The 16,693-nt window shown below is 75.1% G+C and carries 18 protein-coding genes and 1 tRNA gene; 14 read left to right on the forward strand and 5 right to left on the reverse strand.

The window, feature by feature from the left end; genetic code table 11:
• The first annotated feature begins 35 nt into the window (after positions 1 to 35).
• The 4 genes from bcp (at position 36) to VKK44_RS22410 (ending at position 1,816) form a co-directional block, all read left to right on the forward strand.
• Complete coding sequence (gene bcp, locus VKK44_RS22395; RefSeq protein ID WP_343443186.1) at positions 36 to 506, forward strand: thioredoxin-dependent thiol peroxidase; 471 nt, start codon at positions 36 to 38, stop codon at positions 504 to 506.
• A gap of 31 nt (positions 507 to 537) precedes the next feature.
• Positions 538 to 1,134 (forward strand): HNH endonuclease signature motif containing protein, encoded by a 597-nt coding sequence (locus tag VKK44_RS22400; RefSeq protein ID WP_343443187.1) that lies wholly within the window; start codon positions 538 to 540, stop codon positions 1,132 to 1,134.
• Positions 1,125 to 1,202 (forward strand) — tRNA-Leu (locus VKK44_RS22405). The genes VKK44_RS22400 and VKK44_RS22405 overlap by 10 nt, the downstream gene beginning before the upstream one ends.
• A gap of 89 nt (positions 1,203 to 1,291) precedes the next feature.
• Positions 1,292 to 1,816, forward strand: a complete 525-nt coding sequence (locus VKK44_RS22410; RefSeq protein WP_343443188.1) for a GNAT family N-acetyltransferase — start codon at positions 1,292 to 1,294, stop codon at positions 1,814 to 1,816.
• 59 nt (positions 1,817 to 1,875) lie between these two features.
• Here the strand turns inward: VKK44_RS22410 and VKK44_RS22415 are convergent, their stop codons facing one another.
• A complete protein-coding gene (locus VKK44_RS22415) occupies positions 1,876 to 3,045 on the reverse strand; it encodes an expansin EXLX1 family cellulose-binding protein (RefSeq protein WP_343443189.1) in 1,170 nt (389 codons plus the stop codon).
• Positions 3,046 to 3,099: 54 nt separating this feature from the next.
• Positions 3,100 to 3,396 (reverse strand): hypothetical protein, encoded by a 297-nt coding sequence (locus VKK44_RS22420; protein WP_343443190.1) that lies wholly within the window; start codon positions 3,394 to 3,396, stop codon positions 3,100 to 3,102.
• 157 nt (positions 3,397 to 3,553) lie between these two features.
• Between VKK44_RS22420 and VKK44_RS22425 the strand changes: the two genes are divergently transcribed.
• On the forward strand, positions 3,554 to 4,627 hold the full coding sequence (locus tag VKK44_RS22425; protein ID WP_343443191.1) for an LCP family protein: 1,074 nt from the start codon (positions 3,554 to 3,556) through the stop codon (positions 4,625 to 4,627).
• A gap of 15 nt (positions 4,628 to 4,642) precedes the next feature.
• Entirely contained in the window at positions 4,643 to 6,088 is a 1,446-nt protein-coding gene (locus tag VKK44_RS22430) for a sugar transferase (protein ID WP_343443192.1), read from the forward strand.
• On the opposite strand, the gene rfbD is transcribed toward VKK44_RS22430, so the two are convergent.
• Both rfbD and rfbB read right to left on the reverse strand, forming a co-directional pair.
• Complete coding sequence (rfbD, locus tag VKK44_RS22435; protein ID WP_343443193.1) at positions 6,036 to 6,944, reverse strand: dTDP-4-dehydrorhamnose reductase; 909 nt, start codon at positions 6,942 to 6,944, stop codon at positions 6,036 to 6,038. The genes VKK44_RS22430 and rfbD overlap by 53 nt on opposite strands.
• A complete protein-coding gene (gene rfbB / locus VKK44_RS22440; protein ID WP_343443194.1) occupies positions 6,941 to 7,939 on the reverse strand; it encodes a dTDP-glucose 4,6-dehydratase in 999 nt (332 codons plus the stop codon). The genes rfbD and rfbB overlap by 4 nt, the downstream gene beginning before the upstream one ends.
• Before the next feature lie 35 nt (positions 7,940 to 7,974).
• Between rfbB and rfbA the strand changes: the two genes are divergently transcribed.
• Positions 7,975 to 8,865 (forward strand): glucose-1-phosphate thymidylyltransferase RfbA, encoded by an 891-nt coding sequence (gene rfbA / locus VKK44_RS22445; protein ID WP_343443195.1) that lies wholly within the window; start codon positions 7,975 to 7,977, stop codon positions 8,863 to 8,865.
• Positions 8,862 to 9,470 (forward strand): dTDP-4-dehydrorhamnose 3,5-epimerase family protein, encoded by a 609-nt coding sequence (locus tag VKK44_RS22450; RefSeq protein ID WP_343447858.1) that lies wholly within the window; start codon positions 8,862 to 8,864, stop codon positions 9,468 to 9,470. The genes rfbA and VKK44_RS22450 overlap by 4 nt, the downstream gene beginning before the upstream one ends.
• On the opposite strand, the gene VKK44_RS22455 is transcribed toward VKK44_RS22450, so the two are convergent.
• Complete coding sequence (locus tag VKK44_RS22455; protein ID WP_343443196.1) at positions 9,416 to 10,339, reverse strand: YveK family protein; 924 nt, start codon at positions 10,337 to 10,339, stop codon at positions 9,416 to 9,418. The two genes, VKK44_RS22450 and VKK44_RS22455, sit on opposite strands and share 55 nt — an antisense overlap.
• A 126-nt stretch (positions 10,340 to 10,465) precedes the next feature.
• Here VKK44_RS22455 and VKK44_RS22460 point away from each other — a divergent pair, with 126 nt between their 5' ends.
• From VKK44_RS22460 to VKK44_RS22485, 6 genes are read left to right on the forward strand one after another with little or no spacing between them, the layout of a single operon-like run.
• Entirely contained in the window at positions 10,466 to 11,653 is a 1,188-nt protein-coding gene (locus VKK44_RS22460) for a polysaccharide biosynthesis C-terminal domain-containing protein (RefSeq protein WP_343443197.1), read from the forward strand.
• 2 nt (positions 11,654 to 11,655) lie between these two features.
• Entirely contained in the window at positions 11,656 to 12,507 is an 852-nt protein-coding gene (locus VKK44_RS22465) for a glycosyltransferase family 2 protein (RefSeq protein ID WP_343443198.1), read from the forward strand.
• Positions 12,504 to 13,595 (forward strand): glycosyltransferase family 4 protein, encoded by a 1,092-nt coding sequence (locus VKK44_RS22470; protein ID WP_343443199.1) that lies wholly within the window; start codon positions 12,504 to 12,506, stop codon positions 13,593 to 13,595. The genes VKK44_RS22465 and VKK44_RS22470 overlap by 4 nt, the downstream gene beginning before the upstream one ends.
• Entirely contained in the window at positions 13,582 to 14,916 is a 1,335-nt protein-coding gene (locus VKK44_RS22475) for a hypothetical protein (RefSeq protein ID WP_343443200.1), read from the forward strand. The genes VKK44_RS22470 and VKK44_RS22475 overlap by 14 nt, the downstream gene beginning before the upstream one ends.
• Positions 14,913 to 15,842: a glycosyltransferase family 2 protein gene (locus VKK44_RS22480; RefSeq protein WP_343443201.1), complete on the forward strand. Its 930-nt coding sequence runs from the start codon at positions 14,913 to 14,915 to the stop codon at positions 15,840 to 15,842. The genes VKK44_RS22475 and VKK44_RS22480 overlap by 4 nt, the downstream gene beginning before the upstream one ends.
• On the forward strand, positions 15,839 to 16,690 hold the full coding sequence (locus VKK44_RS22485) for a glycosyltransferase (protein ID WP_343443202.1): 852 nt from the start codon (positions 15,839 to 15,841) through the stop codon (positions 16,688 to 16,690). The genes VKK44_RS22480 and VKK44_RS22485 overlap by 4 nt, the downstream gene beginning before the upstream one ends.
• Positions 16,691 to 16,693 lie beyond the last annotated feature (3 nt).

Raw genomic sequence — 16,693 nt, forward strand, 5'->3', positions numbered from 1 at the left:
GCCACCGACCCCCGGGCAGCGGTATCGTCACCGCCATGACCGACCGCCTGAACCCCGGCGACCCCGCCCCCGAATTCACCCTCCCCACCGACGACGGCGCGACGCTCTCCCTGGCCGACCTGCGCGGTCGCAAGGTCATCCTGTACGCGTACCCGGCCGCCATGACGCCCGGCTGCACGAAGCAGGCGTGCGACTTCCGCGACTCGCTCGCCTCGCTGCAGTCCGCCGGCTACCAGGTGGTCGGCATCTCGCCCGACAAGCCGGCGAAGCTGGCGAAGTTCCGCGAGCGGGACGCCATCACGTTCCCGCTGGTCGCCGACGAGGACAAGGCGGTGCTGACCGCGTACGGGGCGTACGGCGAGAAGCAGTCCTACGGGCGCACCGTCACCGGCGTGATCCGCTCCACGTTCGTCATCGACGCCGACGGCAAGGTCGAGCGGGCGCTCTACAACGTCAAGGCCACCGGGCACGTCGCCAAGCTGCGCCGCGACCTCGGTCTCGACTGAACCTGTCGGAGGCCGCCGCTACCGTCGGCACGTGGTTCGCTACCGGTACTCCCCCGAGCTGCTGGCCGCGACCGCCGCGCAGGCCCACAGCGTCACCGAGGTCATGCGGCTGCTCGGGGTGCGGGTCAGCGGCGGGTCGCACGCGCACATCAGCCGGCAGCTCAAGCGCTTCGGCATCGACACCTCGCACTTCACCGGGCAGGCCCACAACAGGGGCGGGCGCGGCGTCCGCCTGCCGGTGACGGCGCTGCTCGCGAACCGCCCGGAAGGCAGCCGCAGGGTTGCCGGCCATCGGCTCAGGCGGGCGCTGTACGCGATCGGCCTGCCGGAGGAGTGCGAGGCGTGCGGGATCGGCGCCACCTGGCAGGGTGCACCGCTCACGCTGCACGTCGACCACATCAACGGCGACTTCCTGGACAACCGGCCACGCAACCTGCGGCTGCTCTGCCCGAACTGCCACAGCCAGACCGCCACGTACGCCGGCAACCGGAGGCCGGCCGTGCCGGCGCCGGACGTGGTCTACGATCCGGAGGCTGTGACACCGACCGGCTTCCCGATCGGCAGGCGCCTGCGGCGTCGGCCAGAATGGCCGTGGAGGACGACGGTGTTCACCGTGAAGGGGTCGTAGCCCAATTGGCAGGAGGCATGCGGTTTAGGTCCGCACCAGTGCGGGTTCGAGTCCCGCCGGCCCTACCACCCGTTCGCCGGTGCCGCCCGGCACCGGCGACTGTCGGGAAGGTCACGAACGCAGGTCCGGGCCGTGTCGTCACGCGCAGGATGGCGGCGTGGACCTGCGTTTCGTGCTTGACCCCGACCTGACCCCCGAGCTGCGCGAACGGCTCGTCGCCCTCTGGGTGGAGGTGACGAACGCCGGCGGCGCGGTCGGCTTCGTCGCCCCGGTGAGCGCCGCCGAGGTGCGGCCGGTCGCCGAGTCGACGCTCGCCGAGGTCGCCGACGGACCGGACCGGCTGCTGGCCGGCTACCAGGGTGACCGGCTCGTCGCCGTCCTGGTCATCGCCGACAACCGCTTCCACCTCAAGACGCACTGGCGGGTGCTCAAGCGCGTCATGGTGCATCCCGACACCCAGGGACGCGGCCACGGTGCGGCGCTGATGCGCGAGGCCGAGCGGGTGGCCCGCTCGCTGGGCGTGGAGGCGCTGCACGTGACAGTCCGCGACGGGCTCGGCCTGGATCGCTTCTACCACCGCCTCGGCTACCGCGAGGTCGGCCGGCTCCCCGCCGCCCTGCGCCTGTCCCCCACCGACTCCCGGGACGAGATCCTCATGTGGCGGGACCTCCCCCGCCTGTGACCGCCCGTGTGACCGCACGCCCGCCGGGCATGGGCTCCCAGGGGGCGCGGGGGCGCGGGTCAGGCGCAGGTGGGGGCGGCGGCCTCGCGGAGGGGCGTGAGCGGGGGTGGGGTGGCCGCGGGTGAGGTGGTCGACAGCGGGGGTGACGGGGGCGGGGAGGCGGTACGGGTCGGGGTCGGGTGGAGGGGCGACGGGGAGCGGGACGGCTTCGGCGTACGGGCGGTGGTGGCGATGCCGGCGCCGTACATCCGGGTGCTGCTGCGCTGCACCTGGCCGGGGAGCATCCGGATGCCGGTGGCGGTGGCCCGGTGACCGGACACGTCGGTGACCCGGATCGCGTACGGGCCGGGGCCGGCGCCGGACGGAATCAGCCAGTAGTTGTAGTCCTCACGCGCCGCCGCGCGCCACGAGCCGTTCTGGCGGACCTCCACCGAGCGCAGCGGGTTGCCGTGGTCGCCGACCAGGACGGCGAACCACCACTGCGACGCGCCCTCCTTGAGGCGGAACGTGAGCGGGCCGGGCAGCGGCGGGTCCACCACGGCCCGGTAGCTGATCTTCACCACGCCCTGCACCGGGTCGGCGATCCGGGCGAACGCCTCGGCGGAGAGGTCGAGGTGCCCGGGTGCGCACTCCGGGCACTGGTCCATGACGAGCACCCGGACGGTGCCGCGCGGGCCGGTGACGTCGAGGAAGCCGCCGCAGGACGCGCCGGCCGCGTACTCGCTCGGGCCGAGCGCGACGTAGAGCCGGTTGGCGGGCGCGGCGGGCCGGGAGCAGTTGCCGCCGGCGCCCTTCGAGTCGTAGAACGTGGCCTTGCCGGTGTGCGTGGCGCCGCCGACCGGCGGGGCGGCCAGCGGCAGGGCCACGCGAGTCGCGACGGCGGCCAGCGGCAGGGCCACGCGAGGCGCGACGGCGGCCAGCGGCAGGGCCACGCGAGGCGCGACGGCGGCCAGCGGCAGGGCCACGCGAGGCGCGACGGCGGCCAGCGGCAGGGCCACGCGAGGCGCGACGGCGGCCGGCGGCAGGGCCACGCGGGGTGGGGCGGCGCAGGCGGGGGCGGCGCCGCCGCGTACCGCGAGGGTCACCGCGACCACGGCGGCGAGGGCGGCCAGGCCGGCGGCGACGAGCCGGCGGCGGGCCCGGGCCGGGGCGCGGCGACGGCCGGGCCCGGCGGGCGGGGGCTCGTCGCCGGTGGGCGTCGGTGGGTGGGGCGCGCTGCCGTCGGTCACGCCGGTCGATGCTGCCGGACCGGGTGGTCGCCGGACAAGCGGGCTAAGCGAAAGCTAAGACCGGTGCGCGCGGGCGACCGAGGCGAGGCCGGCCAGCTCGTCGGCGAGCTCCGGGCGCTGCCGCAGCGCGTCCTCCAGGCGGACCCGCCAGAGGCCGGTCTCGACCGGCAGTCGGGCGTCGCCGGCCCAGCGGACCCGGTCGCGGCTCTCGGCGAGGGCGTCCCCGGCGGCGGGCCCGAACAGGCTGCCGAACTCCTGGCGGAGCCAGTCGAACAGAGTGTCGTCCCTGAGCGCGTCGCCGATCACCCGGGCCGCGTCCCACGCCACCCGCGGCTGGTGGAGCACCTGCATCTCGACTCCTCGGTCCGATCCGGTCACTTCGGTCATCATCGATCCGGTGACCGCCGGCCGCAAGGCCCACGCCGGCCGGGTGGCCCGACCGGCGGCCGGGGTCGTCCGTCCGGACGAGGGCCACCACGCCGGAACGTGAATCAGTAGCATCCTCGGCATGTCCGACCGCCAGCCGCCCGCCGACCCCGACACCAGCGTCCCGGCGTCCGATGTGGAGCCGGAGGGGCCGGAGGAGCCGACGCCGCGACGCCGGCGGGGCCGGCGGGTCGCCCTGGTCCTGCTGCTCGCGGTGGTGCTGCTGGCCGGCGGCGGCGCGTTGGCCGGCGGGCTCTACTACCGCTCCGTCGACAACTCGATCGAGCGGGTGGACGCGTTCGCCGACGTGCCCGAGCAGGCCCGGCCGCAGGTCGGCGCCAAGGGCGCGATGAACATCATGATCCTGGGCAGTGACTCCCGCGACCCGGAGAGCACCGGTGGTTCGCGCAGCGACACGATCATCCTGGCGCACCTGCCGAGGGACCGGTCGAGCGCGCAGCTCATCTCGATCCCCCGGGACACCTGGACGGCGGTGCCGCGCTCGAAGCAGGGCCGGGGCGGCCGGGACGCGAAGATCAACGCCGCGTACGCCTGGGGTGGTGTGCCGCTGATGGTGCAGACCGTGGAGAAGTTCAGCGGCGTGCGGGTGGACACCGTGGCGATGGTCGACTTCGCCGGTTTCAAGGAGATCATCGACGCGCTGGGCGGCGTCGAGATCGACGTGGAGAAGGGTTTCACCACGAAGTACTCGCTGATCGGCACCCGGACGTTCGACCGGGGCCGGCAGACCATGGACGGGGCCGCCGCGCTGGACTACGCGCGGGAGCGGCACGCCTTCCCCGACGGCGACTTCGCCCGCATCCGGCACCAGCAGCAGGTGATCAAGGCGATCCTGGACAAGGCCGCCTCCGGCGGTGTGCTGGCGAACCCGGCCAAGCTCAACTCGTTCGTCCGGGCCACGTCGAGCGCGGTGAGTGTCGACAGGTCACTGTCCCTGGTGGACCTGGCGATGGAGATGCGTGGTCTGCGCAGCGGCAACCTGACGTTCTTCACCTGCCCGGTCCGGGGCACCGGCCGGGTCGGCACCGAGAGCGTGGTGTTCCCGGACCCGGCCCGCTCCCGGACGCTGTTCGAGGCGGTCCGCCGTGACTCCGTCCCCGACATCCTGGCGGTCAGCGGAAAACCGGGGGCGTGACGGGGAGGACCGGCCATGCCACGCCTACCGGCGGTCGAGCATCCGACCGCGCAGCCGCCCGGCGCCGCGTCGGCGTCCGGCAGCCTGGACACGACCACCGTGCTGCCGTACGCCGGTTCCCGGGCCTCGACGCGGACCAGGCGGCTGCGGGCCTGGATGGTGACGGCGCCCATCGACGTGGCGGCGTTGCTCGCCCCGCTGCTGCTGACCCAGAACTACTGGCGGGGCACGCTGGTCAACGCCGCGCTCACGGTGGGTTTCTTCGCGACCGGCGGGCTCTACCGGCCGCGCCGGCACCTCAGCATCCTCGACGAGCTGCCCGGTCTCGGTGGCCGGCTGCTGGCCTCCGGCGCGGTGGTGGCCATCATCGCGGCGCTACGGCACGACTCGGTGCTCCACGTGAGCGGCTTCATGCGGGGCGTCGCGCTCTCCGCCGGCCTGGTGGTGGTGGGCCGGGCGGTCAACACCCGGCTCGTTTTGCTCGCCCGCCGACGTCGGTGGGTGGAGCACAACGCGATCGTGGTCGGCGGCGGCCCGATCGGCGGGGAGCTGGCCCGGCTGCTGCGGCGCTATCCGCAGTACGGGCTGCGGTTCGTGGGCGCGGTCGACGTCGCCTCGCGGCAGCGGGTCGGGGCGCTGCCGCTGATCGGCACGCTCGACGACGTCGAGGAGCTGACCGTGCTGCTGGAGTGCGAGGTGCTGGTGATCGCGGACCCGGACTGCTCGGAGTCCGAGCTGATGGAGGCGCTGCTCCGGCCGGCGAGTGCGCGCTGCGACCTGTGGGCCGTGCCGCGCCTGTGGGGGTCACGTTCCCAGGGCGGCCATCCCGACCACATCGGCGCGATCCCGATCGTCAAGATCGGCGACACCACGCTGACCGGTCCACGGTGGCTGGTCAAGCGCGCCTCCGACGTGCTCGTCGCCGTGGTCGGGTTGGTCGTGCTGAGCCCGGTGCTGGCGCTCTGTGCGATCGCCGTGTTCCTCGACGGTGGGCGCGGCGTCTTCTTCCGTCAGGAGCGGGTCGGCCGGTACGGCCGGCCGTTCCAGGTGGTCAAGTTCCGCACCATGCGGCCGGCCGACGAGCACGAGTCGCGGACCACCTGGTCCATCGCGCACGACCGGCGGATCGGGCCGATCGGGCGGTTCCTGCGCCGCACCTCGCTGGACGAGCTGCCCCAGCTCTGGAACATTCTGCGCGGCGAGATGAGCGTGGTGGGGCCGCGGCCGGAGCGGCCGTACTTCGTGGAGAAGTTCTCCGTGGAGTACCCCAGGTACGCGATGCGCCACCGCGTCCCGGTGGGGCTGACCGGTCTGGCCCAGGTCAGCGGCCTGCGGGGGGACACGCCGATCTCGGACCGGGCGCGCTTCGACAACTACTACGTGGAGAACTGGTCGCTCTGGCTCGACATCAAGATCGTGCTGCGGACCGTGGCGGAGGTGTTCCGGGGCGCCGGTCGTTGAGGCCGGTCAGCGCCTCGGTCAGGTCCGCCAGCCAGTCCCCGGGCGGCGGCAGTTTCGCGGCGGCCCACCGGTCGTGGGCCAGCACGCTGTAGCGGGGCCGGGGCGCCGGGCGCGGGAAGCGGTCGCTCGTGGTCGGACGGACCCGCTCCGGGTCCAGGCCGCGCAGCGTGAACACCGCGCGGGCGAGGCCGTACCAGGTCGTCTCGCCGCCGGAGGTGCCGTGGTAGACGCCCGGCGGGGCGTCGCCGGCCAGCGCCGCGTCGGCGAGCGCGACGAGCCGCTCGGCGAGCCGGTACGACCAGGTCGGTTGCCCGTGCTGGTCGGCCACCACGTCGAGCCGGTCGCGTTCGGTGGCCAGCCGGAGCACGGTGGTCACGAAGTTGCGTCCGTGGGTGCCGTAGAGCCAGGCGGTCCGCACCACGTACCCGCCGTCGGGCAGCAGCCGGGCCACCGCCCGCTCCCCGGCGAGCTTGCTCCGCCCGTACGCGTTGACCGGGCCGGTCGGCGCGTGTTCCGGGTACGGCCGGGTGGCGTCGCCGCCGAACACGTAGTCGGTGGAGACGTGCACGAGCTTGGCGCCGGTGGCGGCGCAGGCCCGGGCCAGGTACGCGACCGCGTCGCCGTTGACCGCCGTGGCGTCCCGTTCCCGGGTCTGGGCGCCGTCCACGTCGGTCCACGCGGCGGCGTTGAGCACGACGTCGTGCCCGCCGACCGCGTCGTGCACCGCCGCCGGGTCGGTGACGTCGAGGTCGGCGCGGGTGGTGGCGGTGACGGCCCGGTCCGGTCGGGCGCGCAGCACGGCCAGCAGGTCCCGCCCGAGCATGCCGCCGGCGCCGGTGACCAGCAGTCGGGTCACCCGTGCGCCGCCTTCAGCGGCTCCCACCAGGCCCGGTTCTCCCGGTACCAGCGCACGGTGGCGGCCAGCCCCCGGTCGAGGTCGATGCTCGGGGCGTACCCCAACTCGTTCTTGATCTTGGTGATGTCGAGCGAGTAGCGGCGGTCGTGGCCCTTGCGGTCGGCGACCGGCACCACCCGGTCCCAGTCGGCGTCGCAGGCCGCCAGCAGCCGGCCGGTCAGCTCACGGTTGGTCAGCTCGGTGCCGCCGCCGATGTGGTAGACCTCGCCGGCGCGGCCCTTCTCCTGCACCAGCGCGATGCCCCGGCAGTGGTCGTGCACGTGCAGCCAGTCCCGGACGTTGCCGCCGTCGCCGTAGAGCGGCACGGTGCCGCCGTCGAGCAGGTTGGTGACGAAGAGCGGGACGACCTTCTCCGGGAACTGGTACGGCCCGTAGTTGTTGGCGCAGCGGGTCACCACCACGTCGAGACCGTGGGTGCGGTGGTAGGCCAACGCCAGCAGGTCCGCGCCGGCCTTCGAGGCCGAGTACGGGGAGTTCGGCGCCAACGGCCACTCCTCGGTCCAGGAGCCGACGTCGATCGAGCCGTACACCTCGTCGGTGGAGACGTGCACGAACCGGCGGGTGCCGTGGCGCAGCGCGGCGTCGAGCAGCGTCTGGGTGCCGAGCACGTTCGTGGTGACGAACGGGGCCGCGCCGGTGATGGACCGGTCCACGTGCGACTCGGCGGCGAAGTGGACGATCACGTCGTGGCCGGGCACCACGTCGTCGACGAGCGCCGCGTCGCAGATGTCGCCGCGTACGAAGCGCAGGCGGGCATCGTCGCGCACCGGGTCGAGGTTGGCCGGGTTGCCGGAGTAGGTCAGCTTGTCCAGCACGGTCACCGCGGCGGGCTCGGGGTCCGGCGACCACGGCGCGTCGCCGCCGGGCCGCCCGAGCAGCATCCGCGCGTACTCCGAACCGATGAAGCCGGCGCCGCCGGTGACGAGGATCCTCACGGGTGGTGGAGTTTACGCGACGGTACGCTCCGCGGGTGCGCGGAATCCTTCTCGCCGGTGGCACCGGATCCCGGCTCTGGCCGATCACCCGGGCCGTTTCCAAGCAGCTCATGCCGGTGTTCGACAAGCCGATGGTCTACTACCCGCTCTCCACACTGGTGATGGCCGGGGTGCGGGAGATCCTGGTGGTCACGACGCCGGAGGACCGCCCGCAGTTCGAGCGGCTGCTCGGCGACGGCGGGCAGTGGGGGCTGCGGCTGACGTACGCCGAGCAGGCCCGGCCGGAGGGCATCGCGCAGGCGTTCGTGATCGGCGCGGACTTCATCGGCGACGAGTCGGTCGCGCTGGTCCTGGGCGACAACATCTTCCACGGCGTCGGTCTCGGCCGGCAGCTCGCCCAGCACGGCGACCCGGCCGGGGGGCGGGTCTTCGCGTACCCGGTCGCCAACCCGGCGGACTACGGCGTGGTCGAGTTCGACGCGGCCGGCCGGGTGCTGTCGATCGAGGAGAAGCCGGCCCGGCCCCGCTCCCGGTACGTGGTGCCCGGCCTCTACTTCTACGACAACCGGGTGGTCGAGATCGCCCGCAAGCTGACGCCCAGCGCCCGTGGCGAGTTGGAGATCACGGCGGTGAACGAGACGTACCGCGGCTGGGGCGAGCTGTCGGTGACCGTGCTGGACCGGGGCACCGCCTGGCTGGACACCGGCACGTTCACCTCGATGATGCAGGCCGCCGAGTTCGTCCGGGTGATCGAGGAACGCCAGGGCATGAAGATCGGCTGTATCGAGGAGGTGGTCTGGCGGTCCGGGCTGATCGACGACGAGCGGCTGCGCGCCCTGGCCCACCCGCTGACCCGCAGCGGTTACGGCGACTACCTGCTGGGCCTGCTGGCCGAGCGGCCGGCCGACGGCCGGAGCGGATGGTGAAGATCCGGCCGCTGGGCATCGAGGGGGCCTGGGAGGTCACGCCGCAGCAGCACGGCGACCCGCGCGGACGCTTCCTGGAGTGGTACCGCCACGACCGGCTCGCCGAGGCGGTCGGGCACCCGTTGCGGCTGGCCCAGGCCAACATCTCGGTCTCCGCGCGGGACGTGGTGCGCGGCATCCACTTCGCCGACGTCCCACCCGGCCAGGCGAAGTACCTGACCTGCGTCCGGGGGGCGGTGCTCGACGTGGTGGTGGACGTCCGGGTCGGCTCGCCGACCTTCGGCCGGTGGGAGACGGTACGCCTCGACGACACCGACCGGCGGGCCGTCTACCTCGCCGAGGGGCTCGGGCACGGGGTCTGCGCGTTGACCGACGACGCCACGTTGAGCTATCTCTGCTCCGCCACGTACCGGCCGGCGGCCGAACACACGGTGCACCCGCTCGACCCGGCCCTCGCCATCGACTGGCCGACCGCGACGCCGCTGCTCTCCCCACGGGACGCCGCCGCGCCGAGCCTGGCCGAGGCGTGGGCCGCGGGCCGGCTGCCCGACTACGACGCCTGCCGTTCCTTCACCGCCGGACTGGACGCCCGCCCGTCACCCTGAGCCGGCGCACCGTCCGGCGCCGAACCGTCGGGTCCGGGGCCGTCGGGCTTCGGGTCGTCGGGGCCGGGGCCGTCGCGCTCCGGGTCGTCGGAGTCGGGGCCGTCGGGCACCGGGTCGTCGGGGCCGGGGTCGTCGCGCTCCGGGTCGTCGGCCGGCCCGGTCCTGTCGGGAGTGGACGGTCCCGCCGCCGCGGGTGCGCCCGGACGGCGTCGCGCGGTCGCCCGGACGGTACGCAGGTCCGCACCGACCGGTGTGCCGGCCCGGCGGTGGGCGAGCACGAAGGCGACGCCCACCCCGATCGCGAGCCCGCCGAGCACACCGCCGGCGGCGCGCAGCGGCCAGTGGTCCGGCTCCGGCCGACGCGGCGGGACGGCCGGCCGGAGCACCGCCACGTGGGCCTTGAGCCCCAGCCCGGCCGGCGGCAGGTCGCGCCGGGCGATGCGTTGCAGCTCGTCGGCGAGCCCGTTGGCGACGGCGGCGGCGGTCCCGGGCTCCCGGTCGGTCACCGCCACGTCGATGATGAGCGTGTCCACCGTGGACGACGCGACGATGCGGCCGGCCAGCGCGTCCGGTGCGTACGGCAGTCGCAGCGCGTCGATCACCGGGCGGGTCAGCCGGGGCGTGTTCATCATGGTGGCGTACGTCTTCACCCGCCGCTGCATCAGCCGGCCGGCCTCCTCCTCGGACGGGCGGGGCTGCGGTTCGGCGGAGCCGTCGGCGGCGAACGTGACGCCCAACCGGGTCTCGGCCCGGTAGGCGGGGTCGTGGCGCGCGGCCGGCACACCGGTGACGACGCCACCCAGCAACGCCGACGCCACGACGATCGGCCACCGACGCCGGATCGCGTCGCGGTAGCGGGCGAGGTCCATGGAGCGGCAGACTACCGGGCGTCCCCGGGCCGGCCCGGCGGCCCGCGTCCGGCCTCGGGCGATTGCGGCGGGCCGCTCCGGTCCGGTAGAACATGCCGGCGACATCGCATCCGGGGGGAGGACGACGTGGTGAGGCGCATCGTCTCCCCGGAACGGCTCTACCTGGCCGCGCTGGCCCTGACCGGGCTCGCCGCGCTGCTCTCGGTCACGCTGCCGGCGGCGGAGCGGGGCGAACTCGCCGCCACCATGGTGAGCGCCACGGTGGGCGCCGCGCTCGGCGGCCTCTCCGTCGACACGTTCCTGCTGTCCCGACCGGCCGGCTGGATCATGTCCCGGGGCCGGTGGTGGATCGTCGGCATCCTCGCCGTGTCGCTCGTGCTCACCGCGCTGGCGGCGGCGCTGCTGACCACGCTGGCCGGGCTGGGCAGCCACCCGGTCGGCATGGCGGCCGGATGCGCGCTCACCGTCGCCAACACCGCGGCCTCGCTGGGGCTGCGCCTGCGCCGGTTCTGGTTCGTCTACGCCCTGCGGGCCGCCGGCGGCGCCGTGCTGGTGACCGGGTACGCGCTGCTCTGGCGGTACCACCGGCTCGACGGGGCCCGTTGGGGTCAGCTGTGGCTGGGCGTGCAGGTGCTCACCGCGACGGTGCTGGGCGGGGCGGTGCTGGTCTGGGCTCGGCGGTCCGGGCCGGTCCCGGCGGCCACCGCCGGTCGCGGCGAGTACCGCGCCGACCTGCTGGCGGTGGGTCGGCTGCACGTCGGGGTGTGCGCGCAGATGCTGACGTACCGGCTGAGTCAGGTGCTGGTGGCCCGGTTCGCCGGCGCCGGCCCGCTCGGCGTGTTCGCGCTGGCCGTCGCCGCGCTGGAGTTCGCGCAGTCCGGGGCCGTGGTGCGGGCGCAGCGGATCCTGGCCGAGCGGGACCCGGACGCCATCGGCGACCACGGGCGCGAGGTGGTGCGCGGCGCTGCGCCGATCGCCGCGCTGGCCGTCGCCGGCCTGGCGGTGCTCGGCGTGCTCGCCCCCGACTACCGGCAGGCCTGGCTCCTCGGGCTGCTGCTGCTGCCCGGGACGCTGGCGCTGTCGGCCGGCAAGACGTGGAGCGCCGCGCTGCTCAAGCGCGCCGACGAGCGGGCCACCACCGCCGTGGCGCTGACCACCATGGGCGTGTCGGTCGTGCTGTACGTTCTGCTCATCCCCTGGACCGGCGCCGTCGGTGCCGCGGTCGCCTCCTCGGTCGCCTACGCCGTGTACGCGGTGCGCACCCGGCGACGCCTCCACCGGTCCACGCCGGCACTCGTCACTCGGATGGCCTGACGATGGACGTCTCAATCGTGGTGTTGACCTGGGAAGACTTCGAGCGCACCGAGGCCTGTGTCAGGTCCCTGCCGCCCGGGGTGGAGACCGTCGTGGTGGACAACGGCAGCGCCGCCGGGATCGGCGCCGCGCTGCGGGCCCTGTGCGCCGGGACCGGCGCCCGGTACGTCCGCGCGGAGACGAACCTCGGCTACGCCCGGGGCATGAACCTCGGGGTCCGGCACAGCACCCGCTCCCGGGTGATCCTGTCCAACAACGACATCGTGGTGCGCCCGGGCGCGATCGAACGGCTGGCCGCCGAACTGGACGACCCGACGGTGGGCGCCGCGTTCCCGAAGGTGCTCGACGTCGACGGGCAGGACCGGACCGCCGCCGGCCGGTTCCTGACCGTGGGTGCCGGCCTGGCGCACGCCACCGGGCTCAGCCTGGTCGTCCCGTCGCTGCGGATCGTCGCGCCGCCGGAGCGCGGGGACTGGCTCTCCGGGCCGTTCGTGGCGATCCGGCGGGAGACGCTGGACCGGATCGGCGGCGTCGACGAGTCGTCGTTCTTCTACTCCGAGGACCTGCGACTGTGCTGGGCGGTCCGCCGGTCGGGGCTGCGCCTGGCGTACCTGCCGGACGCCGTGGTCACCCACGAGGACGACGCGAGCGCGAAACGCCGGTGGCCGGTGGAGGAGATCGCCCGCCGGCAGACCCGGGAGTTCATCCGGGCCAGCCGCGAGTTGGCCGGGTGGCGGGGCACGGTCGCCTGCGCCGCGTACACCCTGGGGGTGGTGGCGCGGGCCGCGGTGGGTGGCGGCGCGGCCCGCCGGGCGGTCGCCCGCGGCGCGATCGAGGGCCTGGGCGCGCGGTGAGGGTCCTGTTCGTCTGCACCACCGGCGGGTCGGGCCGGCGGCAGCTCGGCGGCGCCGAGCGCTTCCTCGTCGAGATGCTGCCGGCGCTGGCCGACCGGGGCGTCGACGTGGTCGCCGCCACGCCCGACGACGAGGTGGCGGCGGCACTGCGGGACGCGGGCGTGCGGTGGCTCCCGCTCGGCGCGGCCCGGCGCGTCGACCCGGGCTACGCGCGGCGGATCCGGGCGCTCGTCGACGAGCTGCGGCCGGACGTGGTCAGCGCCCACCTGCTCTCCGCCGCCATGCACGCCCGCGCCGGGCTGGCCGTGCGGGGCCGGCGCACGCCCCTGGTGGTGGCGCTGCACAACAGCCTCTGGCAGTACCGCGACGCGGCGGAGTCGCCGCGGGCGAAGGCCGCGGTCCAGCTCAACATCGGCGTCGACCTGCTGCTCCGCCGGCTCCGGCCGCACGCGACCGTCGCGGTCTCCGCCTTCGAGGCCCGGGAGCTGCGGGTACGCGGGCGGGTCCGGGACGTGCACGTGATCGGGAACCCGCTGCCGGCGATCTGGCCGGCGGCGAGCGACCGGTCGGACCCGGCGGACGGTCCGGTCCGGGTGGGCTTCCTCGGCCGGCTGGAACGGGAGAAGGGCGCGGACCTGCTGCCGGCCGTCGCGGACGCGCTGCCCGACGTCGAGTTCCTGGTCGCCGGCGCCGGCGCCGCGCCGCCCGCCGCGCGGCCGAACCTGCACCTCGTCGGGCGGGTGGACGCCGCCGCGTTCCTGCCGCGGGTGCACTGCCTGCTGGTGCCGTCCCGGGTGGAGGCGTTCGGGCGCAGCGCGCTGGAGGCGATGTCACTCGGCGTCCCGGTGGTGCACTCCGGGGTCGGTGGCCTGGCGGAGGTCACCGCCGCCGCCGACGGCGTGCTCGCGTACCGGGCGGAGCTGACCGCGCCGGCGATGGCGGCGGCGGTCCGGGCCGCCACCCGCCCGGACGCGTGGGACCGGCGGCGGCGCGAGCTGGCCGGCACGTACGCGGCCCGGCACTCGTTCGCCGGGTGTCTGGACGCCTGGTACGACCTCTACCGGACGGTGACCCGTGACGTCGGCTGAACGACGACTGTGGACGGTGGCGCTGCCGTTCGCGCTCGGTGCGGTGCTGCTGCTGGCGACCTGGGACCCGGGGATCGCGGTCACGGCGGCGTTGGCGGTCGGCGCGCTGCTGGCCGCCCGCGCCCGCATGTGGGCGCTCGCCGCGTGCGCCACGGTCTGGACCGCCGCGCTGCTGGCGGTGCGGGTGCTGCCCGGCCCGTACGACTCCTGGGCGGGGCGCGGCGTGCTGCCGGTGCTGGCCGGCTACGTGACCGTGTTCCTGCTGGCCTGGGTTGTCGGGCGGCGACTGGTCGACAGGCGGGACGGCGACGGCGGGCGGCCCCGGCCGGAGCTGTCCTGGCCGTCCGAGCGGCGGCTGCGGGCGTACCTGCTCGTGCTGCTGGTCGTCGCGGCGGGGGCCGCGGCGGTCCGCTTCCGGGGCACGCTGCCGCCGCTGTTCGCCGACAACCCGGACGCCGCCCGGCAGGTGCTCCGCGAGCAGTCGAACCTGGTTGTCGGCCTGCTCTCCGAGGCGTGGACGCTCGGCATGGCGATCTCGCTGCTGCGGGCGCTCTCCGGTCGACGGCCGGCGTTGCCGCTGTACTGGGCGCTGACCGTGGTGTTCACCGCCGGCGCGGCGCTCGGCGCGAGCAAGAACTCGGTGCTGGTGGGCATCGCGCCGGCGCTGATCGCGGCGCTGTCGGTGCGGCGTACCCGGGGCCGGACCGCGTCGTTCCTGGCCGCGCGGACGCCGGTGGTGCTGCTGATCGGCGCGGTCGCGCTCGGCGCGGCGGTGTTCCTCGGCGGGCAGCGCACCATGGCCGGCACCGGCGCGTTCGAGACCGAGTTCCGGGCCCGCTACGGCAGCAACGCGCTGACCAGCAGCGCCGGCTCGCTCGACCTGTCGTTGAGTTCCTCCACCGAGACGTTCGGGCGGGTCTGGTCGCAGCGGGCCCACCTGGAACCCCGGTACGGCACCTACTCGCTGACGTTCCTCGGCTCCCGGGTCGAGCCGATCGTCGGCCGGGCCGACCTCTACGGGTTGACGTCCCAGCTCAGCCAGCCGTACCTGATGAACACCGCCACGTTCGTGGCCGTCCCGCTGCTCGACTGGGGCCCGCTCGGCGCCGCGCTCTTCCTGGCCGTGCTGGGGTTGGCGGTGGGCGCGACGGAACGGTGGTTCGAGTTCTCCCCCGCGCCGGCCGGGCAGCTCGCGCGGGCGTTCGTGGTGTACTTCGCGCTGTTCGGCGTCTACGAGCTGTATCCGCTGATCCAGCCGACCTGGTTGAGCCTGGTGCCCGGGCTCTGGGTCCTGCACCGGCTGGGCCGGGCCCCGGCGTGAGCGCCCCGCCGTTCGACGGGCTCACCGTGGTCACCGTCCTCTACCGGTCCGCCGGCATGCTGGCCGCGACGCTGCCGACCTGGGTACGCGACGCCGCCGACCTGCCGGTCCGCTTCGTCTTCGCGGACCACTTCCCGGCCGACGGCTGCGCCGGGATCATCGCCGGTCACCTGTCCGCCGACCGGTACGCGTACCTGCCCGACGCGTCGAACCCGGGCTTCGCGGCCGGCTGCAACCGGGCGGTGGCGACCGCCGGCACGAGTCACGTGCTGCTGCTGAACCCGGACGTGTGGCTGCCCGACGGCGCGCTGGCCCGGATCTGCGCCGCCGTCGCCGCGTACCCGGACGCCCCGATCGCGGTCGGCCTGGCCATGCACGGCGGCGAGTACGTGGGCATCGACCTGCACCCGGTGTCGCTCTTCGTGGACCGGCCGGCCACGGCCGCGCGGACGCCGCTGGGCCCGTCGGGCGGGGCGGCGGTGTTCCCGACCGCGTTGTTCCGCCGCTTCGACGGCTTCTGGGAGCACCTGTTCGCCTGGGGCGAGGACGCCGACCTGGCGTTCCGGCTGCACGCCGCCGGCCTGCGCACGCGCGCGCTGGACCTGGCGCTGCCGCACGCCGGCGGGCACAGCGTGGCCGGCGACGACCGGCTGACCGGGTTCCGGGCGTTCCTGCTGGCCCGCAACCGGCTGCTGGTGGCGGCGCGCACGTTCACCGGGCCGCTGCTGCTGGTGACGCTGCCGGTGCTGGCGGTGGCGCACGTCGCGCTGGCCGCCCGGCGGATGCGTCAGGGCCTGCTGCGGCCGTTCCTGCGCGGCGTGGGGCGTGGGCTGGTCGAGGCGCCGGCCGCGCGGCGGCACTGGACCGGCCGGCGGTTCGGCGTCGCCGCCCTGCGCGGCCACCTGACCGGACGGCGGTCCCGATGACGGCGCATCAGTGGACCGTGGTGACGGTCAGCTACGACTCGGCGGCGACGCTGCGCCGCTGCTGGCGCGGCGCGAAGCCGTACGAGTGGCTGGTGGTGGACAACGCGTCGACCGACGACTCGGCCGCGGTCGCCGCCGGCCTCGGCGCGCGGGTCATCCGGCTGCCGGAGAACGTCGGCTTCGCCCGCGCGAACAACGTGGCGCTGCGCGAGGCGGCCAGCCGTTACGTGCTGTTCGCCAATCCGGACCTGGAGGTGTGCGCCGACGACCTGGCCGTGCTGGCCCGGCACCTGGACGTCCACGGCGGCCTGGTCGCGCCCCAACTGCTCGGCACCGACGGCACGCCGCAGGCCAACGGGCGTGGCTTCCCGTACGCGACCGCCAAGCTCGGCAACCGCAACGTCTGGCCGCTGTCCCGGCTGCACGCGTCGTACCGGCTGGTGGCCGCGCCGGGCGAGGTGCGCTACGTGGCCTGGCTGATGGGCGCGGCGGTGGCCGGCCGCACCGCCGACGTCGCCGCGCTGGGCGGCTGGAACGAGCGGTTCTTCCTCTACTACGAGGACCACGAGCTGGGGCTGCGCGCCTGGCGGCAGGGCCGGCCGGTCGCGTTGCTGGGCGGCGTGCGGTGGACGCACCACTGGGCCCGCGCGACGAACTCGTGGCGCTGGTCCCGGGCACACCGTCTGGAGCTGCGCAGCGCCCGCACGTTCTTCGGCATGTTCCCCGAGTTCCTGGTCGGGCTCCCCCGACCGGCCCGCCGGCACCGGCGGGCCGCGCGGCTGGTCGGGTCGGCGGTGCCGGCGGCGTCCACCCCGGACGGAGCCGACAACTCCGGGACCGCTTGGTAGCGT

This window comes from Micromonospora sp. DSM 45708 (genome assembly GCF_039566955.1).
In the GTDB taxonomy this organism is placed as follows: domain Bacteria; phylum Actinomycetota; class Actinomycetes; order Mycobacteriales; family Micromonosporaceae; genus Micromonospora.

What these genes read in the sequence shown, in the direction of transcription:
- bcp (WP_343443186.1), top strand. Translation starts at nt 36, where the DNA reads ATGACCGACCGCCTGAACCCCGGCGACCCCGCCCCCGAATTCACCCTC.
- VKK44_RS22420 (WP_343443190.1), bottom strand. Translation starts at nt 3,396, where the DNA reads ATGCAGGTGCTCCACCAGCCGCGGGTGGCGTGGGACGCGGCCCGGGTG.
- VKK44_RS22425 (WP_343443191.1), top strand. Translation starts at nt 3,554, where the DNA reads ATGTCCGACCGCCAGCCGCCCGCCGACCCCGACACCAGCGTCCCGGCG.
- VKK44_RS22430 (WP_343443192.1), top strand. Translation starts at nt 4,643, where the DNA reads ATGCCACGCCTACCGGCGGTCGAGCATCCGACCGCGCAGCCGCCCGGC.
- VKK44_RS22455 (WP_343443196.1), bottom strand. Translation starts at nt 10,339, where the DNA reads ATGGACCTCGCCCGCTACCGCGACGCGATCCGGCGTCGGTGGCCGATC.
- VKK44_RS22465 (WP_343443198.1), top strand. Translation starts at nt 11,656, where the DNA reads ATGGACGTCTCAATCGTGGTGTTGACCTGGGAAGACTTCGAGCGCACC.
- VKK44_RS22485 (WP_343443202.1), top strand. Translation starts at nt 15,839, where the DNA reads ATGACGGCGCATCAGTGGACCGTGGTGACGGTCAGCTACGACTCGGCG.